The sequence below is a fragment of the Streptomyces sp. NPDC005722 genome, assembly GCF_040630935.1.
GTDB lineage: Bacteria > Actinomycetota > Actinomycetes > Streptomycetales > Streptomycetaceae > Actinacidiphila.
The window spans coordinates 1-24,185 of record NZ_JBEXYN010000024.1 but is presented as its reverse complement, the minus strand read 5'-3'; the positions used below and the strand labels follow the sequence as shown (position 1 = coordinate 24,185).

Here is a 24,185-nt window from a genome sequence, read left to right as displayed (position 1 = left end):
CGGCTCGGCTCAGCGGCCGGTCTTCAGGCGTCGGTACTGCTGGTCGAGGAGCCGCGCGAGCAGGTTCTTGCCGGGGGTCTTCGCCCCGGTGACGGAGAGGGTGATGTGCACGTCGCCCTGGTGGGACAGCACGATCACCGAGCCGGTGCTCTCCGCGGAGGAGGACGACAGCCGGTAGGCCTTGCCCGGGGTGCCCGAGGACGGCAGCGTGATCCGGGTGCCCTCGTAGTAGAAGCCGTCGTAGTAGGCCGTGGCGGAGCCGGCGCTCGCGAAGCGGACGAGCTGCGCGGAGACCTCGTAGTCGCCGTCACCGGTGAGGTAGGTCCGCTGGGCCGCGGCCTTGAAGCCGCCTGCGGCCAGGGCCCGCTTGACGTCTACGGAGTCCGCGACCTCCGAGCGGGACAGCTCGGTGCCCTGCTCGTCGCCGTAGACCTCGGCGTCGGCCGGCGGGGTCAGCAGGAAGTAGCGCAGGTCCCCGCCGTGCCTGCCGTCGGCCACGGTGCCCTTGAGGGTGTGGGCGGGCGAGGGCGAGGCCGTCGCGCTCCGGCTCGGGGAGGCCGTCGGCGACGGCGTCCCCGGTCCTGTGGTTCCCGGATCCGCGCTGCTCGACGCGGTATCGGCCGGGAACGCGGACGCGGACGGCGATGAGGACGATGAGCCGAACGCCACGACGGCCCCGGCAGTCAATGTCGCGATCACGACAAGTCCGGCAATCGTGGCGATCACGACGCCGGTACGCGATTCAGTACGCGCTTCCACAAGCCCCCCCGGGCAGAAATCCGCAGCAGGCGCGCTGATCGCGCCTACGCGGCGAACGCATTATTGTCGAGCGTCGGCAAACGCTCCCAGTGTTTTTCCTGTGCGACCGGCCACCCTAAGGTATGAACCATGGCGAAGAAGCTCGTGATCAAGGTAACCGCAGGTGCCGACGCCCCCGAACGCTGCTCCCAGGCGTTCACGGTGGCGGCGGTGGCGGTCGCCAGCGGCGTGGAGGTGTCCCTCTGGCTGACCGGTGAGTCCTCGTGGTTCGCGCTGCCGGGACGGGCCGCCGAGTTCGAGCTGCCGCACGCCGCGCCGCTGCCCGAGCTGATCGAGGGGATCCTTGCGGGGGGCCGGATCACACTGTGCACGCAGTGCGCGGCGCGCCGCGACATCACGGAGGAGGACGTGCTCGACGGGGTCCGGATCGCCGGTGCGCAGGTCTTCGTCAGCGAGGCCATGGCCGACGGCACGCAGGCACTCGTCTACTGAGCCGCCGCGCCCCGCGTGCGCGCACCAGGTGCGGTGGGCGCGTGGGCGCCCCGGGGCGTCAGCGCTGGTCGCGGTGGTCGTCGCGGCGGTCCAGCTCGCGCCACCACTCGTCGGAGGTCGCGTCCCCGGTCTCGTCCCACCAGTGCTCGTCCGGGCCCCTGCGGTTGGCCACCACGGCGGCGATCGGCGGGATGACCATGGCCACCACGCACATCCCGACGGCCACCGGCACCGACCACAGGCGCACGAGACTCCACGCCAGGACGAAGAGCAGGACGCAACTGCCCATCATGGCGTAATACCAGCGACGACGACGCCTCGTGGACACCCTTCCACCGTACGACCCGAAGGGCCGCACTCCCAGTCGGTGGCCCGGTGGGAATGTGCGGCCCTTCGTCGTACGCGCTGCCGTGGGTCAGACGGCGATGGCGACCTCGGTGAGGTCGCCCTGCTGGGCGACGACGGCGCGGTCCACCGTCGCGCCCGGCACGAGGGCGCGCAGCGTCCACGTCCCGGGGGCCGCGAAGAAGCGGAACTGGCCGGTCGCCGAGGTCGGCACCTCGGCCGTGAACTCGCCGCCGCCGTCCAGCAGCCGGACGTAACCGGTCACCGGCTCGCCGTCGCGGGTCACGGAACCCTGGATGATCGTCTCGGTCGCCACGTCGATGCCGGCCAGGTCCGGGCCGCCGGCCTTCGCTCCACACATGGTGCTGATTCCTCCGGGTCGGGGTCTCGGGTCTCGGGGCTTACTTCGCGGCGCCGAGCTCGATCGGCACGCCGACGAGGGAGCCGTACTCGGTCCAGGAACCGTCGTAGTTCTTGACGTTGGGCTGGCCGAGCAGCTCGTGCAGCACGAACCAGCTGTGCGCGGAGCGCTCGCCGATGCGGCAGTAGGCGATGGTGTCCTTCGCCAGGTCCACGCCCTCGCCCTCGTACAGCTCCTTCAGCTCGTCGTCCGACTTGAAGGTGCCGTCGTCGTTGGCCGACTTCGACCACGGGATGTTCCGGGCTGTCGGGACGTGGCCCGGGCGCTGGGACTGCTCCTGGGGGAGGTGGGCCGGGGCGAGCAGCTTGCCGGAGAACTCGTCGGGCGAGCGGACGTCGACCAGGTTGAGGCTGCCGATGGCGGCGAGCACGTCGTCGCGGAAGGCGCGGATCGAGGTGTCCTGGGCCTTGGCCCTGTACTCGGTGGCCGGGCGGGACGGGACCTCGGAGCCGTCGACCAGGTCGCGGGAGTCCAGCTCCCACTTCTTGCGGCCGCCGTCGAGGAGCTTGACGTCCTGGTGGCCGTAGAGCTTGAAGTACCAGTACGCGTAGGACGCGAACCAGTTGTTGTTGCCGCCGTAGAGGACGACGGTGTCGTCGTTCGCGATGCCCTTCTCCGACAGGAGCTTCTCGAAGCCGGCCTGGTCGACGAAGTCACGGCGCACCGGGTCCTGGAGGTCCTGCTTCCAGTCGATCCGGACGGCGTTCTTGATGTGGTTCTTGTCGTACGCCGACGTGTCCTCGTCGACCTCGACGATGACCACCTTCGGGTCGTCGATCCGGGCCTGGACCCAGTCGGCGTCCACCAGGACGTCACTGCGGCTCATTGCTGTCTCCTCCGGGGCAGTTGCGGAATGTCACGGCGCACGGACGGGTGCGCACGGGGGCCGGGCTGCGCTGCGCGGGCGCGCCACGGCGTGAGCGCGGGGAAGGGTGGGGCGGAGTGCGGCGCCGGGAGACGGCGCGGGGCCCCTAGGGGACGCGACAGAGCATGGCGGCGACACGGCACAGGTCGACTGCCCGCCGCTTCGTGAGGTCCGCCTGTCGCTTCATGGCCTCGATCGTAGGGAAGGGGACCGGCCGGTGTCACCGGCGGTCCGTATCCCGAGATGAGATTGTCCGTACTTCGAGATGAACATCGGGTGCCGCACCTCCGCCCGGTGGCCCGGGGCCAGCCGGCCGCCGCGTCGGCTGCGGAGCGGACGCCGACGTCTCACTGGGCGAGAACGACCTTCTTGCCGGTCGCCGCGATGTCGATGCCGTCGGCGGTCGCGGTGACCGACGAGAGCTCGATGCCCTCCGGCAGGCCCGTCAGCGCGCGGGTGAAGTCGATCCGCTCGCGGATCAGGTCCTCCACGACCGGGGGCAGCGAGTCCAGTCCCGGTATCTTGCCCGCGGTCAGCTTGATCTTGCCCTTGCCGGCCACGGCGACCTCGCTCACCACGCTGCGCTTGATCGTGCCGACCGGGGTGGAGACCTCCACCCCCACCTTGACCTGGCCCTTGCCGTTCGCCGAGGTGCCGCCGTAGCCGATCGTCACGCCGCTGGGGGCGGCCTTGGCCAGGTCCTCGTAACTGACCAGGGCGGTGCCCTCGGCCGTGTCGGCGACCGCGCTGCTGAAGCCGTCGCCCAGGCTCACCCCGTGCAGGTCGGCCCGGAAGCGGGCGACGCGCAGCGTCTCGCCCCCGGTGCCGGCGGCCTGCACGCCGTCCGCCGTCACCTCGACGTCGTCGAGCTTCTTGGCCAGCACCTGCGTGAGGAACGGGAAGCCCTTGATGTCGATCCCCGGCGGGGAGGTCAGTCCCAGTGTCGTCTTCGCCCGGTCCGCCGCCTCGGACTCCGCGAAGTGCACGGCGATCCGGTCCGCCGCGACGAACAGGCCGCCGAGGAGCACGAAGAGGACGAGCAGGACCTTCAGAGTGCGCATGCGACAACCCCCGAGTCGGTGTTCGGACCGACCCTAGTCGGTGTGTCAGCCCAGCAGTGCCCGGGCGGTCATGTAGACCGCCGGGGCCGCGGCGGTCAGCGGCAGCGCCACACCCGCCGTGAAGTGCACGAACCGGGACGGGAAGTCGTAGCTGGCCGCCCGCAGGCCGATCAGCGCGCAGATCCCGGCGACGAGCGCGACCGGCGCCGCGTCGGAGGTCTCCAGCTGCCCGAGGGCGACGCCGCTGCCGGTGGCGGCCGCGAGCGCGACGAGGACCGAGACCACGCCGGGCAGCGGGATCGCCCGGGCGAGCGTCGCGACGGCGACCGCGACCACCGCGGTCACGACGGCGTCGGTGCCGCGCGGGTCGGCCGTCGTCGCCAGGAATCCGGTGGCCAGGATCGTGATGAGCGTCGAGGCGGAGGTCGCGGTCAGCGAGGAGAGCCGCTCCTCGGGGGTGCCGCGGTGGCGCAGCTGCAGGACGAGGACGAGCAGCAGCCAGACGCCGAGGGTGCCGATGATCACCGCCGGGGCGTTGTCCACCCCGTCGGCCAGCACGGCGACCTCGGCGGTGACGCCCGCCAGGAAGGCCAGCACGATGCCCTGCCGGGCCGGCCACATGCCGTTCAGCCGGAACCAGCCGGCCGCGGTGACCGCCTGCAGCAGCACGCCCGCGGCGGCGAGCGCGGGGCGGCCCAGCAGCGCTCCGCCGGCCAGCAGCAGCGCCAGGGCGGCCGTGACGAGGGCGGGCTGCATGCCGGGGGCGATGATCGGCGAGCCGGTGCGGGAGGCCTGCCGGCGCCGAGCGGCGCGGCCGCCGCCGGGGGGCGGCTCCGGGGCGCCGTCCACGGGCGGGAGGAGGGCGGTGGTGTCGTGCGCGGGCATCGGGCCCGCGCCGCGGTCGTACCAGTCGTGGTTGTCGGTCACGTGCTCATCCTCCCGCGAACGGCGGGAGCACCTCGACGGTGCCGCCGTCGGCCAACCGGACCCCGGTGTGGTCCCGGGTGCCGACGGGGTTCCCGTCGACCAGGAACGAACAGTTCGCCAGGACGCGGGCGAACTCGGGGCGGGACGCGTGGCGCTCGCGCGCCGCGTCCAGCGCCTCGGCGAGGGTGCCCTCCCGGTACGGCTCCTCCGCGGCGCCGGCGGCGGCCTTGGCCGCGGCCCAGTACCGGATGGTTCCGTGTGCCGCCATAGCGGTCCTTCCGTTCGCCCGTGCGGGTCCTGCCGCGGTCCATGATGGCGCAGCGCGGGCGGGGCACGGCGGCCGGGCCCGGTCCGTGCGGGCGGCGGGCGGGCCGGCGGGGTCAGGCGGGGCGGGCCGGCGGCGCGGGTGCGGGCGGCCGTCCACACGGCGATGCGGCGCAGGAGGTCGGGCGCCGCGGCGTTCTCGGCGTGGCCGAACCCGGGCTCGATCCACAGTTCGGCGGCGCCGCCCGCGGCCTCGGCGAGGGAGAGCGGGTGGTCGAGCGGGAAGTAGCCGTCGCGGTCGCCGTGCACGACGAGCAGGGGTGTGGGCGCGATGGAGCGCACCGCCTCGACGGGCGGCACGGGCACGGGGTCCCAGTCCCGGTCGTGGATGCGCGTGTGCAGCAGTCCCCGGGAGACCAGTCGTCCCACGGGCTGGGTGATCGCCCAGTGCACCCGGCGCATCGGCGCCGTACCGCGGTAGTACCAGCGCGCGGGCGCGCTCACGGAGACGACGGCGTCAACGTGCGCCCCCTCGTGCGCCGGTTTGCGCCCCGCGTGCCGCAGGACGACGGAACCGCCCATCGAGAAGCCCACCGAGGCCACCGCGGGGTGGCCGAGCCGCCGTGCCCAGCGCACCGCGGCGTCCAGGTCCAGGACCTCGCGGTCGCCGACCGTGGAGCGCCCGCCCGAGCGGCCGTGCCCGCGGAAGGAGAAGGTCACCACGCCACCGACGCCGTCCACCCGGGCGAAGGTCTCCGCCGCCCGGACCACGGCCGGCCGCTCCAGGGCGCCGGTGAAGCCGTGCGCCACGACGATCGCGAGCCCCCCGGGCGTCGTCCCGGGCAGGTACGCGGCGTCGATCGGCACCCGGTCCTCGGCCGTCAGGACGGCCCGCAGCCCCCCGGAGACGATCGACGGGACACTCGACCGCACGGCGGCGGACTCACTCACGGACTCCATGTGGGCTATTCTCTTTGGTCAAGAGGATCCGGGCAGCGTCGCCCCCGGGTCCTTTCGTGCTTTCCGGGGCACCGGAGCGCACACGTCGGCGCACGCACACGTCCTCGCAGGACCGAGGAGGGTCGCTATGGGCAAGCGGAACACGCATGACCGGACGGTGGACGACGGGAGCGGCCGGTGAGCTCACTCCTCCTCCTGACCAACGCGCTGCAGCCGTCCACCGAGGTGCTCCCGGCGCTCGGGCTGCTGCTGCACAACGTACGGGTGGCCCCGGCCGAGGGCCCCGCGCTGGTGGACACGCCCGGCGCCGACGTGATCCTCGTCGACGGCCGCCGCGAGCTGCCGCAGGTCCGCTCGCTGTGCCAGTTGCTGCGCTCCACCGGGCCCGGCTGCCCGCTGGTCCTGGTGGTCACCGAGGGCGGCCTGGCGGCCGTCACCGCGGACTGGGGCATCGACGACGTCCTGCTGGACACGGCGGGGCCCGCCGAGGTCGAGGCGCGGCTGCGGCTGGCGATGGGCCGGCAGCAGATCGGCGTCGACGACAGCCCGATGGAGATCCGCAACGGCGACCTGTCGGTGGACGAGGCCACGTACAGCGCGAAGCTCAAGGGCAGGGTCCTGGACCTGACCTTCAAGGAGTTCGAGCTGCTGAAGTACCTGGCGCAGCACCCGGGCCGGGTCTTCACCCGCGCCCAGCTCCTCCAGGAGGTCTGGGGCTACGACTACTTCGGCGGCACCCGCACCGTGGACGTCCACGTACGGCGGCTGCGCGCCAAGCTCGGGCCCGAGCACGAGTCCCTGATCGGCACCGTCCGCAACGTCGGCTACCGCTTCGTCACCCCGGAGAAGGGCGAGCGGGCGACGGAGGAGACGGCGCCCGCGCGGACCGGGCGGGAACCCGCGCAGGGGTCGGCCGTGACCGCCTCCAGGAACGGGTGATCACGCGGTGGTCACGCCTGTGGACAGACGGTGGGACGCGCGGGTGTACCCGCGTAGACTCGGCCCGTGGCAAAGGTGACGCGTGACGATGTGGCCAGGCTTGCGGGGACCTCGACCGCGGTCGTCAGCTACGTCATCAACAACGGACCCCGGCCGGTCGCACCGGCCACCCGCGAGCGCGTGCTCGCGGCGATCAAACAGCTGGGCTACCGCCCCGACCGGGTGGCCCAGGCGATGGCGAGCCGCCGCACCGACCTCATAGGGCTGATCGTGCCGGACGCCCGGCAGCCGTTCTTCGCGGAGATGGCGCACGCCGTCGAGAGGGCGGCCGCCGAGCGCGGCAAGATGGTGCTGGTCGGCAACTCGGACTACCTCGACGAGCGCGAGGTGCACTACCTGCGGGCCTTCCTCGGCATGCGGGTCTCGGGGCTGATCCTGATCAGCCAGGGCCTCAGCGAGCACGCCGCGACGGAGATCGACGCCTGGGACGCGCGGGTCGTGCTGATGCACCGGCGCCCGGAGGCGATCGACGACGTCGCGGTCGTGACGGACGACGTCGGCGGCGCCCAGCTCGCCACCCGGCACCTGCTGGAGCACGGCCACGCGTACGTGGCCTGCCTCGGCGGCACCGAGATCACCCCGAAGCACGGCGACCCGGTCACCGACCACATCGAGGGCTGGCGCCGGGCGATGCAGGAGGCGGGCATCCCCGTCGACGGCCGCCTGTTCTCGTCCTCGTACAACCGCTACGACGCCTACGAGGTCGGCCTGGAACTGCTGTCCCGGCCCGACCGGCCGACGGCCATCGTCTGCGCCACCGACGACCAGGCCATCGGCCTGCTCCGGGCGGCCCGCGAACTGCGGATCGACGTGCCGGGCGAGCTGGCCGTGGCCGGGTTCGACGACGTCAAGGAGGCGGCGCTCACCGACCCGCCGCTGACGACGGTGGCCTCGGACCGCGAGGCGATGGCCCGCGCGGCGGTCGACCTGGTGCTGGACGACGGGCTGCGGGTGAACGGCTCGCGGCGCGAGCGGCTGCGGCAGTTCCCGTCCCGGCTGGTCGTACGACGCAGCTGCGGCTGCCACTGACCGCGGCGCCGGCCGCGGCGGGCCCGCCCCCGCCCCGGTCGGCGGCCCGTCTACGGGCTGTGTAAGCGTAGGCCCTGACCTGCGGCTTCGTTCCTCATATCGGGCATACGGAACTCTGCCCCGCTTCTCAGGTCACACTCAGGCGGCTCTCATGTTCGGCGAGAACAGTCATAGGCATGAACGAGAGCACCCGTCGCAACGACGCCCACGACCCGCAGCAGCCGCAGCAGTCCTCCGGCGCCGGCGGGTACCCGCCCCGGCCGCCCTACGAGCCGCTGCTGACGTACGGGCACCCCGCGCCCTACGCCGCGCAGCCGCAGCCCCAGGCGCAGTCGCAGCGCCGGAACCGCCGTCCCGTGGCCCTGGTCGCCTCCGTGGCGCTGGTGTCCGCGTTGATCGGCGGCGGCACGGCCGCCCTCGTGGGACGGGCGACCACCCCGGCCTCCACGGCGGGCACCTCGACGAAGGTGATCGGCACCAGCAGCTCGGGCAGCACCGGTGTCTCGGCCGTGGCCGCCGCCGTCAGCCCGAGCATCGTGGAGATCAGCGCGACCTCCGCCGCCGGGGAGTCGACGGGTTCCGGGGTGGTCGTCACCGGCGACGGTGAGATCGTCACCAACAACCACGTGGTCTCCGGGGCCGACTCGGTCAAGGTGACGTTCAGCTCCGGCAAGACGGTCACCGGCAGCGTCGTCGGCACCGACAGCGGCAAGGACCTCGCGCTGGTGAAGGCCGAGGGCGTGAGCGGCCTCACCGTCGCCTCGCTCGGCGACTCCAGCCGGGTCGCGGTCGGCGACCAGGTCGTCGCCATCGGCTCGCCCGAGGGCCTGACCGGCACCGTCACCAGCGGCATCGTCTCCGCGGTCGACCGCGACGTCACCGTCTCCACCGGCGAGGGCCAGGGGCAGCGGCCCGGCGGCGGGACCGGCCGGTGGCCGTTCGAGTTCGGCGGCGGCCAGTACAACGGCGACGTCGGCCCGTCCACGACCACGTACAAGGCGATCCAGACCGACGCCTCCCTCAACCCCGGCAACTCCGGTGGTGCCCTGATCAACATGAGCGGCGAGATCATCGGCATCAACTCGGCCATGTACTCCGCCGCCTCCTCCGCCACCGGCCAGGCCGGCAGCGTCGGCCTCGGCTTCGCGATCCCGGTGAACACCCTCAAGTCCGACCTCGGCACCCTGCGCAACGGCGGCAGCGACAGCTGACCGCACCGCATCGAAGGGATGTGGGCACCATGAACGTCTTCCTCAGCACCTCCCTCCACCCCGCTACCGTCCCCTCCGGCCCCGCCGACCGCGCGCTGATCCCCTACCGGGAGCCGGCCGCCCGCGAGCCCGAGATCGCGACCACCCGCCGGTACGCGCGCCGCTACGCGCGCCGGGCGATTGCGGCCCACCGCCTCGCCGCCGTGCGAGGCTAAGAACCGGAGCACCCCGCCGCACCCCCGGGCGGCACCGACCGCCCCCGACCCTCATCCCGCGAGGTGGAAGACCATGAGCCCCGGCGAGAACGGCGAGGCCCCCGCCCGCATCCTGATCGTGGACGACGAACCCGCGGTCCGCGAAGCACTCAGGCGCAGCCTCGCCTTCGAGGGATACGAGACCGAGCTGGCGGAGGACGGCCTGGCCGCTCTGGACCAGGTCGCCTCCTACCGGCCGGACGCGATCGTCCTCGACGTCCTCATGCCGCGCATGGACGGCCTCACCACGGCCCGCAGGCTCCGGTCCGGCGGCACCACCACGCCGATCCTCATGCTCACCGCCCGCGACACGGTCGGCGACCGGGTCACCGGTCTCGACGCCGGCGCGGACGACTACCTGGTCAAGCCCTTCGAGCTGGACGAACTGCTGGCCAGGCTGCGGGCGCTGCTGCGGCGCAGCGCGTACGCGACGGTGACGGGCGGCGCCACCGGCGAGGAGAGCGCGCTGTCCTTCGCGGACCTGCGGATGGACACCTCGACCCGGGAGGTCACCCGGGCCGGTGCGCCGGTCGAGCTGACCCGCACCGAGTACACCCTGCTGGAGATGTTCCTCGCCCACCCGCGCCAGGTGCTCACCCGCGAGCAGATCCTCAAGGCGGTCTGGGGCTTCGACTTCGAGCCGAGCTCCAACTCCCTGGACGTGTACGTGATGTACCTGCGGCGCAAGACCGAGGCCGGGGGCCTGCCGCGGCTGGTCCACACCGTGCGGGGCGTCGGCTACGTGCTGCGCTCCGCGGAGGGCAAGGGCTGATGCGGCGCATCCCGCGCTTCCGCTCGCTGCCGCTGCGGTCCCGGCTGGCGATCCTCACCGCGGCCGCCGTGGCGGTCGCCGTGGCCGCGTGTGCGCTGGCCTGCTGGTTCATCGTGGAGAAGCAGCTGATGGACCAGCTCGACGAGTCGCTGCGCGCACCGGGCAACGCGGCCCCCGCCGCCCGGAGCGTGCTCGGCGACTACGGGTGCCTGAGCTCACCGCAGAGCGACACGTCCGACGGACCGCTCTCCTTCAACCCCAACCACTCGTCCGTGCTGCTCGTCACCGAGGACGGCACGGGCTGCTGGGTGCTCGGCGACGAGATGCTCCCGGTGACGGAGGCGGACCTGGCCGTGGTCCGTGGGCAGTCCTCGGAGTCCCTGCAGACCGTGACCACGAAGGACGGCACGGAGATGCGGGTGCTGACCCGGCCCGCCCAGATCGAGTACTCCCGCCAGCGGACGGAGCAGGCCGCCATCTCGGTCGGCCGCCCGCTGGACGAGGTGACCGGCCCGCTCAACACCCTCGCCCTGATCCTGCTGGCCGTCAGCGGCATAGGGGTGCTCGGCGCGAGCGCGGCCGGCCTCGGGGTGGCCCGCGCGGGGCTCAAGCCGGTGGACCGGCTGACCGACACCGTGGAGCACGTGGCTCGCACCGAGGACCTGAGCGTCCGCATCCCGGTCGAGGGCCGCGACGAGATCGCGCGGCTGTCGGCGTCCTTCAACTCGATGACGGCCGCGCTGTCCTCCTCCCGTGAACTCCAGCAGCAGCTGATCGCGGACGCCGGGCACGAGCTGCGCACCCCGCTGACCTCCCTGCGCACCAACATCGAACTGCTGGAACGCAGCGAGCTGACCGGACGGGAGCTGCCCGCGGAGGACCGCCGGGAGCTGATGCTGTCGGTGAAGGCGCAGATGGGCGAACTGGCGGCGCTCATCGGCGACCTGCAGGAGCTGTCCCGGCCGGACGCGGCGCACGGCGGCGCGCCCCCGCAGACCGTGGCGCTGCACGAGGTCGTGGAGGCCGCGCTGGAGCGGGCCCGGCGGCGTACCGGCCCCGACCTGAAGATCACCGCCGACCTGGCCCCCTGGTACCTGCGGGCCGAGCCGTCGGCCCTGGAACGGGCGGTGATCAACCTCCTGGACAACGCGGTGAAGTTCAGCCCGCCGGCCGGCACGGTCGAGGTGGAACTGCACGGCGGGGAGCTGACCGTCAGGGACCACGGCCCGGGCATCCCCCCGGAGGACCTCCCGCACGTCTTCGAGCGCTTCTGGCGCTCGGCCTCCGCGCGCAGCCTGCCCGGCTCGGGCCTGGGCCTGTCGATCGTGGCCCGTACGGTGCAGCAGCTCGGCGGCACCGTCGCGCTGCAGCCCGCGCAGGGCGGCGGCACCGTGGCGGTCGTCCGGCTGCCCGGGGCGCGGACCCCGCCCCCCGAGGCGCCGGAGGGCACGCCGGCCGGCTAACCGGCGTGCCAGCGCTGGGCGTCGGCGGTGCCGACGGTGGTGAAGGAGAGGGTGGAACCGGGGATCGAGCCGTCCGGCCGCATCGCGGTGCCGAGGTCGATCTGCGGGCGGACCCGGCCCAGCGAGTCGACCAGGAACAGCAGGTTCGCCGCGTTCCCGCCCTCGACCGACGAGCAGGCCCAGATGCCGACGCCGCGGTCGGTGTCGCCGCGCGAGTCCAGGCAGAAGGCGGGGTCCGCGCCGTTGACCAGCAGGCCGCGCGGGTCCACCCGCCACTTCTGTGAGGCCGAGCCCGCGTCGCAGCCGGCGACGATGACGTCGTCCCCCTTGTCGAACTCCTCGTCCCGTACGTCCAGGCAGAGACCCGACGCGTCGTTGACGACCTGGGCGTAGGCACTGCCCGGCACCTTCCGCGGCGGCCGGGTGCCCGGCGTGTGCGTCGGCGGCGCGGGCGACCGGGTCGCCGTCCCGCCCGGGCCGCCGGAGGCGCTCGCCGTACGGGAGGGGCCCGGCGTCGCGGCGCGGCTCGGGGTGACGGTCTGCGTGGCGGTCGCGGTGACCGTGACCGCCGGCGGCCGGGGCAGCGCCCCGCCGTTGCCGGTCGGGGCGGGGTGGTCGCCCGTCGCGTAGACCAGACCGGTGGCGGCCAGGGCGGCGACGGCGACGAGCAGCAGGGAGACCAGCGGCGAGGGGTAGCGGGTGCGCAGCCGCAGCAGCCGCTCCAGCGGGCCGGGCCGCCGGCGCCGGCGGGAGGTGCCGGGCGCCGCGGGCGGGGCGGGCGCGGTGGCGGGCGGCTCGGGGGCGGACCGGGCCGCCAGGTAGGCGGGCCCTGCCCAGCCGAGCAGGGCCGCGACCAGCAGCGGCCGGGGGTCGCGTTCGAGGGCGATCAGCGTCTCCAGCGCGCCGGAACAGCCCGGGCAGTGCGCGAGGTGCCGGTCCACGTCCGCGTTCTGCCGGGCGTCGTCGCGGCGGGCGGCGGCGTCGAGGAGCCGGCCGAAGCCCTTGCAGCGGGGGTCCTGGCTGCGGTCCAGGTACGTCCGCAGGTAGGCCTCGCGCAGCGCGTCCCGGGCCCTGGCGGTCAGGTCCGCGAGCTCCGAAGGCCGGTCGCCGGTGCACAGGGCGACGCCGGCGGCGCTCTCCCGCTCCACGACGGCGTGCCACAGCACGCCCTGGGTGTGCTGCGGCAGGGCGGCGAAGGCACCGGCCGGCACGAAGCGTTCGGCCAGGTGGAGCCGGGGGTGGACGGGCAGCCCCGGCAGGCCGGGAAGGCGCTGCTCGGCGCCGCGGATGTCGTCGATGAAGGCGGCGTACGCGTCGCCGAGCCGTTCGCGGCGGCTGCCGGCCGCCCACACGGCGGCGGCCTGGTGGACGAGCATCAGCAGCCGGTGCCGCCAGGGGCCGCGGGGGTCGACGCCGCGGTGCACCTCCTGCCAGGCCAGCGCGAAGGCCTGCGCGGCGAGTTGGCCGGCGGCGGCCCCGTCGCGGGTGCACAGCCGGGCGTAGCAGGCGACGGCGGGCAGGTGGCGGCGGCGCAGTTCCTCGGTCGCCGGGTAGGCGGTCGGCGCGCCGGCCCGTACCCGCTCGGTGAGGGCGGCGTCGGACAACTCCTCGTACACGGGCGCTTGGTGCTTCTGGGACACGGCGGACCACCCGGACACATCGATGGGTCTGGAGGGACGGGGCTGCCCATGGTGAAGCACAAGTTACTGCCGAGGAAAGTGTTCCCGCCGGTAACTCCCCGGCGCCGGAGGGGGTAAGCGCTTCAGCCCACGCGCGGTCGCCGAAGGGTCACCCCGCGCCGCCGTTCCGGCTCAGCGGATCACGTGCGGCAGGAAGCGCGCGTACGTGTCGGTGACCAGGCCGGCCGACTCGCGGATGCCGAGCCCGGCCGCCTCGTCCGCCACGACCCAGGCGCCCAGCACCACGTGGTTGCCGTCGAACACGGGCAGCGGGGCCAGTTCCTGGTAGCAGCAGGGCTCGTCGGCGGGCGGCGCCGCGGCCTCGCCCACCCGGTGCACGGTGACGCCCGCCCCCTCCCGGCCGAGCAGCGGCTTGGCGACCCAGCCCGTGGTCCGGGCGAGCTCACGGGGACCGTCGAGGTACGCGGCGAGGAGGTTGGGGTGGCCGGGGTAGAGCTCCCACAGGACGGCCAGCAGCGCCTTGTTGGAGAGCAGCATCTTCCAGGCGGGCTCGATCCAGCAGGTCGTGCCGGTGCCGCCGCCGTTGTCGAGGGTGTCCAGGACGTGACCGCCGAACTGGTCGGTGGCCAGCCACTCCCAGGGGTAGAGCTTGAAGCAGCTGCGGATGAAGCGCAGCCGGTCGTCGACGAAGCGGCCGGACAGCTCGTCCCAGCCGATCGCCTCCACCGACAGGGCGTGGGTGTCGAGACCGGCCTGTTCCGCGGTCTCCCGCAGGTAGGCCACCGTCATCAGGTCCTCGCCGAGCTCGTCGGCCTCGGTGTGCGCGAAGTGCACAGGGCCGGGCGGCAGCAGCGGGGCCTGGCGCCGCCACGCGTCGACGAGGCGTTCGTGGAGGGAGTTCCACTGGTCGGCGCCGGGGAAGCGGTCCTCCATCCAGAACCACTGGGCGCCGGCCGCTTCCACCAGCGAGGTGGGGGTGTCGGCGTTGTACTCCAGCAGCTTCGCCGGGCCGGTCCCGTCGTAGCGCAGGTCGAAACGGCCGTAGAGGGAAGGGAGTTCCGTGCGCCGCCGCCATGACTCGGCGATCCGCCCGGCCAGGCGCGGGTCGTGGACGCCGAGCTCGGCGAAGCGGTCCTCGGCGACGATGTGCTCCGCGGCGGCGAGGCACATCGCGTGCAGTTCCCCGACGGTCTCCTCCAGGGCCTCGACCTCGGGGAGTGAGAACTCGTAGTAGCCGCTCTCGTCCCAGTACGGCCGCAGCGAGCCGTCGGGGTAGCGGGTCAGCGGGTAGACGACGCCCTGCTCCTCCACGGTCCGCTGCCAGCCGGGCCGCGGCTCGACGGAGTGCCGGCGCATCAGCCGCCGCCGGACCCGTGGCCCGAGCCGTGGCCGCCGAAGCCCCCCGTCTTCACCGACGACTTGTCGAAGCTGCCGCCCTTGGCCTTCCCGCTCCGGACGCTGCCGCCGTAGTAGTAGCGGCCGTGGCCGTGATCGTCCTCGCACTCCTTGGAAGGAAGCGTCCGGTAGGTCTCGGGGTCGACGCAGCGCTTGTCGGGTTCGGAGCCGCACGCGGTCAGCGCGGCGGCGAGCACGCCCATGCCGCCGAGGATCACCGTGCCGGACCTGAACCGCCGTCGCCCCGTAGTCGTCATGTCCACAGCGTAGGCAGCGGAAGCCCGCAGCACGAGGGCGGGGTCGCGGGCGCCCTGGCGGGAACGGCTGGGAACGGCCGGGGGCGGCCGTCGGTGTCGACGGCCGCCCCCGGTGCGGTGCGCGGTCGCGGGCCCTGCCCGCTCCCGCCGCGTACTACTGGACGATCGTGATGCGGTCGGCCGCCGGGGCCGCCAGCGGCGCGGAGGCCGAGGAGTTGGCGGTCAGGTAGGCGTTGAGCGCGGCCAGGTCGTCGCCGCCGACGAGCTCGTTCGTCCCGTTGGCCAGCTCGGCGAAGCCGTCGCCGCCGCCCGCGAGGAAGTTGTTCATCGCGACGCGGTAGGTGGCCGCCGGGTCGATCGGGGCACCGTTCAGGCGGATCGAGTCCGCGACGACGCGGTCGGCACCGGACTTGGTGAGGTCCAGCGTGTAGGTCAGGCCGGCGGAGATCTGCAGGATCTTCGGGGCGGCCGCGTTGGCGCCGCTGACCTGCTGCTGCAGCACGGTGACCAGCTGGGCGCCGGTCAGGTTCCGCAGGTTGACCGTGTTGCTGAACGGCTGGACCGCGAAGCCCTCCGCGTAGGTGACCACGCCGTCGCCCTCGCTGCCGGTGGCCTTGTGCACCAGGTCGGTGCGGATGCCGCCGGGGTTCATCAGGGCGAGGTCGGTGTCGGGGTCGAGCGACTTGCCGTAGGCGAGCTGCGCGTCGGCGATCAGGTCGCCGAGCGGCGACTCGTTGCCGGCCCGGTTGATGTCCTGGGAGATGTAGCCGACGGTGCGGCCCGCGACCGGGGCGGCCAGCGTCTGCCAGCGGCCGATCAGCGCCGTCAGGTCCGCGGCCTTGCTCTGGGTGCGGTCGACGACGTGGTTCGAGCCGCGCACCGAGGCGCGCACGATGTCGTGGGTGCGCAGGTCGTACTTCATGTCCAGCTCGGTGAAGAGCCGGCCGAAGGAGGCCGCGCTGGTGACCAGGCGGTCGTGGCCCTTGGGGTCCGGGACGGTGCAGACGTACGCGTTGTGCGTGTGGCCGGTGACCAGCGCGTCGACGTCCGCCGAGGTGTTCTTGGCGATGTCGACGATCGGGCCGGACAGACCGGTGCCGGCGCCGCCCGCGTCGCAGTTGTAGTTGTACGCGGAGGAGGCGGGGAAGCCGCCCTCGTGCACGAGCGCGACGACGGCGTTGACGCCCTTGCGCTTGAGCTCCTTGGTGTACTTGTTGATCGTCTCGACCTCGTCGAGGAACTTCAGGCCCTTGACGCCCTCGGCGGAGACGATGTTGGGGGTGCCCTCGAGCGTGACGCCGATGAAGCCGACGCGGACGCCCTTGACGTTCTCGATGGTGTACGGCTTGAGCAGCGGGCGGCCGGTCTTCTCGTTGACGACGTTCGCCGAGAGGATCGGGTAGTCCGCGCCCTTGAACTTGCGGCCCTTCTCGTAGCAGCCCTCGACCGGGTGGCAGCCGCCGTTCTGCAGGCGGAGCAGCTCGGCCTTGCCCTCGTCGAACTCGTGGTTGCCGACGCCGGTGACGTCCAGGCCCAGCTTGTTCATGGCCTCGACGGTGGGCTCGTCGTGGAACAGGCCGGACAGCAGCGGGCTGGCGCCGACGATGTCGCCCGCGGCGACGGTGAGCGAACGCGCCTGGCCCTTGCGGGCGGTGCGCAGGCTGGAGGCCAGGTACTCGACGCCGCCGGCGTCGATCGTCTTGGTGGTGCCGTCCGCCTGGAGCTCGGTGACGCGGCCGGAGGAACCGGCCGGGGGCTCCAGGTTGCCGTGGAAGTCGTTGACGGCGAGCAGCTGGAGGTCGACGGTCCGGCTGCCGTGGCCGTGACCCCCGTGGTGGGTCTCGTGGGCCTGGGCGGTCGGGCTCGCTATGACGAGCGCACCGACCGCGGCCAGGCCGGCGGTCGCGGCGGCGACGCGGCGTGCGCCACGGTGACGCGGGTGGGTCACAGACATGGGTCCCCTTGGACGTGGGCGATGGACGTGGGCGATCGAGGTGGGACGGAGGACGGCGGCAGCCTATGGTCAACGCGCGTAGTTGTCAGTGGCTTTGCGGTTACGGGCAGGTTTCGACTGATCGGTACATGCCGGATCCCCGGGGATGACGTCTCACATCTCGGAAGGATCTGTCTCGCCATTCAAACAAGCGGCATAGTTGGATCCACCACCGACCGAGGAGGTGCACGCCATGCGCCGCCGCTGGCTGATGCTCGCCCTGGGCACCGGGGCGCAGACCGCCGCCTGCGCCTTCGTCTACGGAGTCCCCTACCTGGCCGCCGCGTTGCGGGACACCGCACACCTGACCCTGCCGCAGATCGGGCTCCTCATCGCCTGCCCCACCGCCGGGCTGGTCGCCGCCCTCGTCGCCTGGGGAGCCGCCGCGGACCGGTACGGCGAACGCGTCGTGATCGCCTCGGGTCTCGGCGGCGCCGCCGTGCTGCTCGCCCTCGCGGCCGGCCCGGTGGGCGCCGGGCGCGGCACGACGGCACTGGGCGCGCTGCTCGCCCTGGCCGGAGCCGCGGGGGCCTCGGTGTACTCCGCGAGCGGACGCCTCGTCATGGGCTGGTTCTCCGCCCGGGAGCGCGGACTGGCCATGGGCATCCGGCAGACCTCCACCCCGCTCGGCATGGGCGTGGCCGCGCTGACCATGCCGTCGCTCGCAGCCGCGTACGGGGTGCGCGGCGCCTTCGGCTTCCTGGCGGCGGTGTGCGGGGCCGTCGCCTGCCTGGTCGCGCTGTTCGCCGCCGACCCGGCACGCCCGCAGGCCGCTCCCGGGGCCTCCCCGGCCGTCAACCCCTACCGGGGCTCGGCCACCTTGTGGCGGATCCACGGCGCGGGCGCGCTGCTGGTCGTACCGCAGTTCACGGCGGGAGCCTTCGCCCTGGTGCTGCTGGTGGACACCCGGGGCTGGTCGGCGGTCGGCGCCGGGCGGCTGATCGCCCTCGCGCAGGTACTGGGGGCCTGCACCCGGATCGCCGCCGGACGCTGGTCGGACCGGGTCGGCAGCCGGCTGCGGCCGATGCGGCAACTGGCCGTCCTCACCGCCGTGGTGGTCTCGGCCGCCGCCCTGACCGCGGCCTTCCCCTCACCGCTGACCGCCGCCGCCCTCGTACTGTCCGTCGGGATCACCGCCAGCACCAACGGGCTGTCCTTCACCGCCACGGCCGAACGGGCGGGCCCGTCCTGGTCCGGTCGCGCCCTCGGCGTCCACAACACCGGCCAGAACCTGACCGCCGCCCTCGTCCCTCCACTGAGCGCCACCCTCATCTCGGCCACCGGCTACTGGCCCGCCCTCGCCGCCGCGGCGGTCGTGGCCTGCGGTGCGGCGGCACTGGTGCCGATGGACACCTCCCGCACCCCCGCGGTCGTAAGCTCGGTCCCATGACCGACGCAGCAGCACAGCAGACCGCCGTGGGCCCCCGCCGGATCGAGACCCTCGACGAGCTGAGCCCCGGCCGGGCCGACGCGGTCCTCGCCCTGATCGAGGCGGCCGCGGAGGTCGACGGCCAGGCCGCGGTCTCCGAGCAGGGCCGGCTCCACCTGCGCGGCGGCGCCCGTGAGGGCGTGACCCACCTGCTGGTCGAGAGCGACGGCGCGCTCGTCGGGTACGCCCAACTGGAGGACACCGACCCGGTCGAGGCCCCCGCCGCCGAGATGGTCATCCACCCGGCGCACCGCGCGCAGGGCCACGGCCGCGCGCTCGGTCACGCCCTGCTCGCCACCTCCGGCAAGCGGCTGCGCGTGTGGGCGCACGGCGGCCACCCCGCCGCCCGCCACCTGGCCGGACTGCTCGGTCTCGCCCTCTTCCGCGAGCTGCGGCAGCTGCGCCGCCCGCTGACGGAGGGAGCCGGCGCGCCCCCGCTGGGCGAGCCCGTGTACCCCGCCGGCGTCACCGTGCGCACCTTCGTCCCCGGCCGGGACGACGCCGCCTGGCTGGCGGTCAACGCCGCCGCCTTCGCGCACCACCCCGAGCAGGGCAGCCTCACCCAGCGCGACCTGGACGACCGCAAGGCCGAGCCCTGGTTCGACCCGGCCGGCTTCTTCCTCGCCTTCCGCGGCGACCGGCTGGCCGGCTTCCACTGGACGAAGGTGCACGCGCGCGAGCGCCTCGGCGAGGTCTACGTGCTGGGCATCCACCCCGAGGAGCAGGGCGGCGGCCTGGGCCGGGCGCTCACCCTGACCGGGCTGCGGCACCTCGTGCACGACCGAGGGCTGCCCACCGCGATGCTCTACGTCGACGCGGACAACGCACCCGCCCTCGCCGTCTACGAACGCCTCGGCTTCACCACGCACGAGGTCGACCTCATGTACCGCACGGAGACCTGAGCCCCGCCGCCGGGCGGCCCGCCCCCCGGACGGGCCATCGCCCGGCCGCGGGCCGGTCCGCGACGGATCCGGGACGGATCCGGGACGGATCCGGGACGGATCCGCGGCAGGACGGCGCGGGGGGCCGCCGGGGAGCCCCCGCGGGGCCGTCGCGGTGACCGCCCGGTCACGGCCGGTACGTACGGCGATTTCCTGACCGCCACCTGCCCGTTACCGGAGATTCAAACTCGCTTGCGAGCATCTGTGAATGCAGACGCCCGCCGCCACCTCCCTCCCCCCTCTCGACCTGCCGGTATCCCGGCTCGCCGGGGACAATGGAGGCATGGTCGGTGGCCGGGTTCCGCGCGCCGCCGTCCAGCCGAACGACGTGCCGGATCCGGAGGAGGGCTCGCACCCATGGCCTCGATGAATTTCCCGACGAACGCCCGGACCGAGCGGTCCGGCTCCGGTACCACCCCGGCCGAGTCCGATACGCCGGAGGAGCAGTCCCCGGCCTACGGCCGGCCGCACGTCGTCCCGCCCCTGCACCCCGAACTGAAGCGCCTGGACGGCCTGTCGACGGTGCCGCGTCCCGCGGAGAACAGCGGCGAGGCCCGCCCCGCCGACGCCGCGGAGGACGAGGAGCCGGCGGAAGAGCTCCCGCTGAACCGCTTCCTGGACCGCGAGCAGAGCTGGCTGGCCTTCAACGAGCGGGTGCTGGAACTCGCCGAGGACCCGGAGACGCCCCTCCTCGAACGGGCCAACTTCCTCGCCATCTTCGCCAGCAACCTGGACGAGTTCTTCATGGTCCGGGTCGCCGGCCTGAAGCGCCGCATCACCACCGGCGTCGCCCAGCGCTCGGCCTCCGGCCTGCCGCCCACCAAGGTGCTGGAGAACATCCTCAGCCGCGCCCGCGAGCTCATGGCGCGGCACGCCGCCTGCTTCCAGAACGACGTGGCCCCGGCGCTCGCCGAGGAGGACATCCACATCATCCGGTGGAACGACCTCACCGAGAAGGAGCAGGCCCGGCTCTTCACGCTCTTCCGGAACAAGATCTTCCCGGTCCTGACCCCGCTGGCCGTCGACCCGGCGCACCCGTTCCCGTACATCTCCGGCCTGTCGCTGAACCTGGCCGTCACCGTGCGCAACCCGGTCTCCGGGCACGACCACTTCGCCCGTGTGAAGGTCCCGCCGATCCTGTCCCGCTTCCTCGAGGCCGGCCCGCAGCGCTTCGTCCCGCTGGAGGACGTCATCGCCGCGCACCTGGAGGAGCTGTTCCCGGGCATGGAGGTGCTGGACAGCCACATGTTCCGGGTGACCCGGAACGAGGACCTGGAGGTCGAGGAGGACGACGCGGAGAACCTGCTCCAGGCACTGGAGAAGGAACTGCTGCGGCGCCGCTTCGGGCCCCCGGTCCGCCTCGAGGTCGAGGAGTCGATCGCCCCGCAGGCCCTGGACACGCTGGCCCAGGAGCTGAACATAGAGGCCGCCGAGGTCTACCCGCTGCCCGGGCCGCTCGACCTGACGGGACTGTTCGCGATCGCCGGGCAGGACCGTCCGGAGCTGAAGTACCCGAAGTTCGTCGGCGGCACCCACCCCGACCTGGCCGAGGTCGAGTCCGCGCACGCCACCGACGTCTTCGCGGCGCTGCGCGAGCGGGACGTGCTGCTGCACCACCCGTACAACTCCTTCTCCACCTCCGTGCAGCGGTTCCTGGAGCAGGCCGCGCAGGACCCGGACGTCCTGGCCATCAAGCAGACCCTGTACCGCACCTCCGGCGACTCACCGATCGTGGACGCCCTGATCGACGCCGCCGAGGCCGGCAAGCAGGTCCTGGTGCTGGTCGAGATCAAGGCGCGCTTCGACGAGCAGGCCAACATCAAGTGGGCCCGCAAGCTGGAGGAGGCGGGCTGCCACGTCGTCTACGGCCTGGTCGGGCTGAAGACGCACTGCAAGCTGTCGCTGGTGGTCCGCCAGGAGGGCGACACCCTGCGCCGCTACAGCCACGTCGGCACCGGCAACTACCACCCGAAGACCGCCCGGCTCTACGAGGACCTCGGGCTGCTGACCGCCGACCCGCAGGTCGGCGCCGACCTGTCGCACCTGTTCAACCGGCTCTCCGGCTACTCGCGCCGCGAGACGTACAACCGGCTGCTGGTGGCCCCGCGCAGCCTGCGCGACGGGCTGGTCTCGCGGATCCTCGCGGAGATCGCCCACCACCGCGAGGGGCGGCCCGCGTACATCCGGATCAAGGCCAACTCGATGGTCGACGAGGCGATCATCGACGCGCTGTACCGGGCCTCCATGGCCGGCGTGCCCGTCGACGTCTGGGTGCGCGGCATCTGCGCGCTGCGCCCGGAGGTGCCGGGCCTGTCGGAGAACATCAGGGTGCGCAGTGTGCTCGGCCGCTTCCTGGAGCACTCCCGGGTCTTCGTCTTCGGCAACGGAGGCGACCCCGAGGTGTGGCTCGGCAGCGCCGACATGATGCACCGCAACCTCGACCGCCGGATCGAGGCGCTGGTCCGGGTCTCCGACCCGGCGCACCGGTCCTCGCTGAACCGGCTGCTGGAGACCGGAACCTCGGACTCCACCTCGTCCTGGTGGCTCGGTCCGGACGGGGACTGGACCCGGCACAGCACCGACGCCGAAGGGCGTCCGCTGCCCCACATCCAGGAGATGCTCATCGATGCGCGGAGGCGCCGGCGTGGCCCAGCGACACCCTGACACGGCAGCGACGCCCGCCGGCCTGGCCGCCGGCGGGCTCCCCGACCGTGAGGCCGGTGCGGTCCTCGGACAGTACCTGCGGGACGAGGCGACGGCCTTTCTGCGCGCGCTGGCACCACGCGAGGGCGACCCCGGCCGTCCCCAGGACGACACCGCCGAGACCGGCCGGCAGATGCGCCGCTCGGCCCGCCGCATCGCCGGCACCCTGCACACCTTCGGCTCGCTCACCGATCCCGCCTGGGCCGACCCGCTGCGGGGCGAGCTCGGCTGGCTCACCGACACCCTCGGCCGCGAGCACCGCTACGCCGCCCGGCTCGGCCGGCTGATCGGCGCTCTCCAGCGGCTGGCCTCCGCCGAGGACGCCGGGGGCATCCCCACCGCCCCCGTCCCCGCCGACGACGACCTCGGTCTGTGGCTGCCGGTGCCCGGTGCGCCCGACCCGGCCGCGCCCGCGGCCACCGAGATCCCGGAACCGGTGGGCGCGGCGGCCCTCGCCGCGGGGGCCCGTCGTTCCCCCGCCCCCGCCCAGGCCGGCGAACGCGGCGGCGCCGGGAGCGGTCCGCTCGCCGTGGGCGCGGCCCGGGCCGGCGCCCTGCTGGAGCGTCAGCTCACCCTCGCCCGGACCCGGGCGCACTCCGCGGCCCTCCAGGCCATGGGCTCCTCGCGCTTCCACGCCGTCGTGGACGCGGTGGCGGTGCTCGCCTCCGAGGTGCCGCTGTCCCCGGCCGCGCGCAAGCCCGCCGCCACCGTGCTGCCGCTGCTGGCGGAGCAGGCCCACGCCCGGCTCAACGAGGCCGCGGCGGCGCTGCCGCTGACCCGCGCACGCCACCCGTACAACGGCGAGACGCTCCATGCCGCGCTCGCCGGCGAACTGTCCGCCGAGCGCCAGGACGCCGCGTGGAACCGGGTCCGCGTGCTGCTGCGGCTGCGCCGCTACGCCCAGGAGGTCCTCGCGTACGAGGACGGGGACTCCGCCGCCCGGCTGTCCGCCGCGGCGCGGGTGCTGGAACAGCACCGGGAGGCCGCGGAGGCGGCCGCCGCCGTCACCGCCGCCGCCCGTACCCCGCGGATCGCCCCGGCCACCGCCTACGCGCTGGGCGTGCTCCACGCCGACCAGCGCCTGGAGGCGGAGGCGGCCCGGTACGCCTTCGCCCACCTGTGGGCGCGCTGACGCGCCCGGCACGTCCTGCCCGTCCGCGGGAGCGGCCCGACCCGCGACCCGCAGCCCGGAAAGGAGCACCGCCATCGCCGCCACCGGTACCGCGGGCACCCCGATCCTCGCCGCCGGGGCGGTGCTGTGGCGCCGCTCCCCGCTCGACGGCGGCCTGGAGATCGCGCTGATCCACCGTCCCAAGTACGACGACTGGTCGCTCCCCAAGGGCAAGTTGAAGCGCGGGGAGACCGCGCTGGACGGTGCGCTGCGCGAGGTCAGGGAGGAGACCGGACTGGACTGCGTGCCCGGCCGGGTGCTGCCCTCCTCCACCTACCTCGTCGAGGGGCGCACGAAGATCGTGCGCTACTGGGCGGCCGAGGCGCGCGAGGGGTCCTTCGCCCCGAACCGCGAGGTCGACCGGATGGTCTGGCTGCCGCCGACCGCCTCGCGCAACCGGCTCACCCACGAGCGGGACCGCGTCGTGCTCGACGCGTTCCTGCGCGGAACGGGCATGTGACCCTGGCACGCTGAGACGTACGCCACTCGGTGTGGGCTACAGCACCGCACTGATATGCGAGGTTCACCTTGCGTTCACCCTCGGCCGTCGACCACTTCACCTGATCTGCCTAATTTCGGCCTTACCGGTGAGCGAGCAGCCGCCGGGTGGATGCAGAAATCCATACCTCTGCTTCGCCGTCCACCGGCGGGCTCCAGGAAGGAATCACCAAAGGTGAAGCTTCAGCGTAAGAGCGGGCTCCGCGCCCTGGCCGTCGGCGCGGTCGCGGTCTCCGGTGCTCTCATGCTCACTGCGTGCGGTTCGGACGACAACACCAACGCCGGCGGCGACAGCAGCAAGGCGCCCTCCACGTCGTCCAGCAGCATCAAGTGCGC

General features: G+C 73.6%; 23 protein-coding genes and 1 pseudogene. 12 read left to right on the top strand and 12 right to left on the bottom strand.

Annotated elements, in window-relative coordinates; all coding sequences use genetic code 11:
* Positions 1–9 precede the first annotated feature (9 nt).
* Complete coding sequence (locus ABZ479_RS25430) at positions 10–498, bottom strand: hypothetical protein (RefSeq protein WP_500463698.1); 489 nt, start codon at positions 496–498, stop codon at positions 10–12.
* Between the two features lie 390 nt (positions 499–888).
* On the opposite strand from ABZ479_RS25430, the gene ABZ479_RS25425 reads away from it, so the two are divergent.
* Complete coding sequence (locus ABZ479_RS25425; RefSeq protein WP_500463697.1) at positions 889–1,251, top strand: DsrE family protein; 363 nt, start codon at positions 889–891, stop codon at positions 1,249–1,251.
* A 58-nt stretch (positions 1,252–1,309) separates the two neighbouring features.
* On the opposite strand, the gene ABZ479_RS25420 is transcribed toward ABZ479_RS25425, so the two are convergent.
* The 7 genes and pseudogenes from ABZ479_RS25420 to ABZ479_RS25390 all read right to left on the bottom strand — a co-directional run.
* Positions 1,310–1,543, bottom strand: a complete 234-nt coding sequence (locus ABZ479_RS25420) for a hypothetical protein (RefSeq protein ID WP_499609096.1) — start codon at positions 1,541–1,543, stop codon at positions 1,310–1,312.
* Positions 1,544–1,666: 123 nt separating this feature from the next.
* Positions 1,667–1,957 (bottom strand): DUF1416 domain-containing protein, encoded by a 291-nt coding sequence (locus ABZ479_RS25415; protein ID WP_499608943.1) that lies wholly within the window; start codon positions 1,955–1,957, stop codon positions 1,667–1,669.
* Positions 1,958–1,997: 40 nt separating this feature from the next.
* A complete protein-coding gene (locus ABZ479_RS25410; RefSeq protein ID WP_500463696.1) occupies positions 1,998–2,843 on the bottom strand; it encodes a sulfurtransferase in 846 nt (281 codons plus the stop codon).
* Positions 2,844–2,988: 145 nt separating this feature from the next.
* Positions 2,989–3,069, bottom strand: coding sequence for a putative leader peptide (locus tag ABZ479_RS25405; RefSeq protein WP_354797803.1), 81 nt, complete (start codon positions 3,067–3,069; stop codon positions 2,989–2,991).
* Between the two features lie 160 nt (positions 3,070–3,229).
* Positions 3,230–3,943, bottom strand: coding sequence for an LmeA family phospholipid-binding protein (locus ABZ479_RS25400; protein WP_500463695.1), 714 nt, complete (start codon positions 3,941–3,943; stop codon positions 3,230–3,232).
* A gap of 931 nt (positions 3,944–4,874) precedes the next feature.
* Positions 4,875–5,138 carry a MoaD/ThiS family protein gene (locus tag ABZ479_RS25395; RefSeq protein ID WP_500330746.1) on the bottom strand — a complete coding sequence of 88 codons (264 nt, stop codon included), beginning with the start codon at positions 5,136–5,138 and terminating at the stop codon, positions 4,875–4,877.
* 137 nt (positions 5,139–5,275) lie between these two features.
* Positions 5,276–6,094 (bottom strand): annotated as a pseudogene (locus tag ABZ479_RS25390) (alpha/beta hydrolase); the annotation flags it as partial.
* 177 nt (positions 6,095–6,271) lie between these two features.
* On the opposite strand from ABZ479_RS25390, the gene ABZ479_RS25385 reads away from it, so the two are divergent.
* From ABZ479_RS25385 to ABZ479_RS25360, 6 genes are all read left to right on the top strand, one after another.
* Complete coding sequence (locus ABZ479_RS25385; protein WP_500463694.1) at positions 6,272–7,033, top strand: response regulator transcription factor; 762 nt, start codon at positions 6,272–6,274, stop codon at positions 7,031–7,033.
* 66 nt (positions 7,034–7,099) lie between these two features.
* Positions 7,100–8,122 carry a LacI family DNA-binding transcriptional regulator gene (locus ABZ479_RS25380; protein ID WP_500463693.1) on the top strand — a complete coding sequence of 341 codons (1,023 nt, stop codon included), beginning with the start codon at positions 7,100–7,102 and terminating at the stop codon, positions 8,120–8,122.
* A gap of 176 nt (positions 8,123–8,298) precedes the next feature.
* Positions 8,299–9,333 carry a S1C family serine protease gene (locus ABZ479_RS25375; RefSeq protein ID WP_500463692.1) on the top strand — a complete coding sequence of 345 codons (1,035 nt, stop codon included), beginning with the start codon at positions 8,299–8,301 and terminating at the stop codon, positions 9,331–9,333.
* A 29-nt stretch (positions 9,334–9,362) separates the two neighbouring features.
* Positions 9,363–9,548 carry a hypothetical protein gene (locus tag ABZ479_RS25370; RefSeq protein WP_089227694.1) on the top strand — a complete coding sequence of 62 codons (186 nt, stop codon included), beginning with the start codon at positions 9,363–9,365 and terminating at the stop codon, positions 9,546–9,548.
* A 73-nt stretch (positions 9,549–9,621) separates the two neighbouring features.
* Positions 9,622–10,359 (top strand): response regulator transcription factor, encoded by a 738-nt coding sequence (locus tag ABZ479_RS25365; protein WP_500463691.1) that lies wholly within the window; start codon positions 9,622–9,624, stop codon positions 10,357–10,359.
* Positions 10,359–11,822, top strand: coding sequence for a sensor histidine kinase (locus ABZ479_RS25360; RefSeq protein ID WP_499608924.1), 1,464 nt, complete (start codon positions 10,359–10,361; stop codon positions 11,820–11,822). The genes ABZ479_RS25365 and ABZ479_RS25360 overlap by 1 nt, the downstream gene beginning before the upstream one ends.
* On the opposite strand, the gene ABZ479_RS25355 is transcribed toward ABZ479_RS25360, so the two are convergent.
* The 4 genes from ABZ479_RS25355 to ABZ479_RS25340 form a co-directional block, all read right to left on the bottom strand.
* Entirely contained in the window at positions 11,819–13,462 is a 1,644-nt protein-coding gene (locus ABZ479_RS25355; protein WP_500463690.1) for a ricin-type beta-trefoil lectin domain protein, read from the bottom strand. The two genes, ABZ479_RS25360 and ABZ479_RS25355, sit on opposite strands and share 4 nt — an antisense overlap.
* Positions 13,463–13,633: 171 nt before the next feature.
* Positions 13,634–14,818, bottom strand: a complete 1,185-nt coding sequence (locus ABZ479_RS25350) for a glutathionylspermidine synthase family protein (RefSeq protein ID WP_500463689.1) — start codon at positions 14,816–14,818, stop codon at positions 13,634–13,636.
* Positions 14,818–15,114, bottom strand: coding sequence for a hypothetical protein (locus tag ABZ479_RS25345; protein WP_499608916.1), 297 nt, complete (start codon positions 15,112–15,114; stop codon positions 14,818–14,820). Before ABZ479_RS25345 ends, ABZ479_RS25350 begins: the two co-directional genes overlap by 1 nt.
* Positions 15,115–15,268: 154 nt before the next feature.
* The gene (locus ABZ479_RS25340) at positions 15,269–17,068 is read right to left on the bottom strand and encodes a bifunctional metallophosphatase/5'-nucleotidase (protein ID WP_500463688.1); all 1,800 of its coding nucleotides are present in this window, start codon (positions 17,066–17,068) and stop codon (positions 15,269–15,271) included.
* Positions 17,069–17,267: 199 nt separating this feature from the next.
* Between ABZ479_RS25340 and ABZ479_RS25335 the strand changes: the two genes are divergently transcribed.
* From ABZ479_RS25335 to ABZ479_RS25315, 5 genes are all read left to right on the top strand, one after another.
* On the top strand, positions 17,268–18,497 hold the full coding sequence (locus tag ABZ479_RS25335; protein ID WP_500463687.1) for an MFS transporter: 1,230 nt from the start codon (positions 17,268–17,270) through the stop codon (positions 18,495–18,497).
* Positions 18,494–19,438: a mycothiol synthase gene (mshD, locus tag ABZ479_RS25330; RefSeq protein WP_500463686.1), complete on the top strand. Its 945-nt coding sequence runs from the start codon at positions 18,494–18,496 to the stop codon at positions 19,436–19,438. Before ABZ479_RS25335 ends, mshD begins: the two co-directional genes overlap by 4 nt.
* A gap of 396 nt (positions 19,439–19,834) precedes the next feature.
* Positions 19,835–22,141 carry an RNA degradosome polyphosphate kinase gene (locus ABZ479_RS25325; protein ID WP_500463685.1) on the top strand — a complete coding sequence of 769 codons (2,307 nt, stop codon included), beginning with the start codon at positions 19,835–19,837 and terminating at the stop codon, positions 22,139–22,141.
* Positions 22,104–23,312, top strand: a complete 1,209-nt coding sequence (locus tag ABZ479_RS25320; RefSeq protein ID WP_500463684.1) for a CHAD domain-containing protein — start codon at positions 22,104–22,106, stop codon at positions 23,310–23,312. The genes ABZ479_RS25325 and ABZ479_RS25320 overlap by 38 nt, the downstream gene beginning before the upstream one ends.
* 121 nt (positions 23,313–23,433) lie before the next feature.
* The gene (locus tag ABZ479_RS25315) at positions 23,434–23,811 is read left to right on the top strand and encodes an NUDIX hydrolase (protein ID WP_500463683.1); all 378 of its coding nucleotides are present in this window, start codon (positions 23,434–23,436) and stop codon (positions 23,809–23,811) included.
* Positions 23,812–24,185 lie beyond the last annotated feature (374 nt).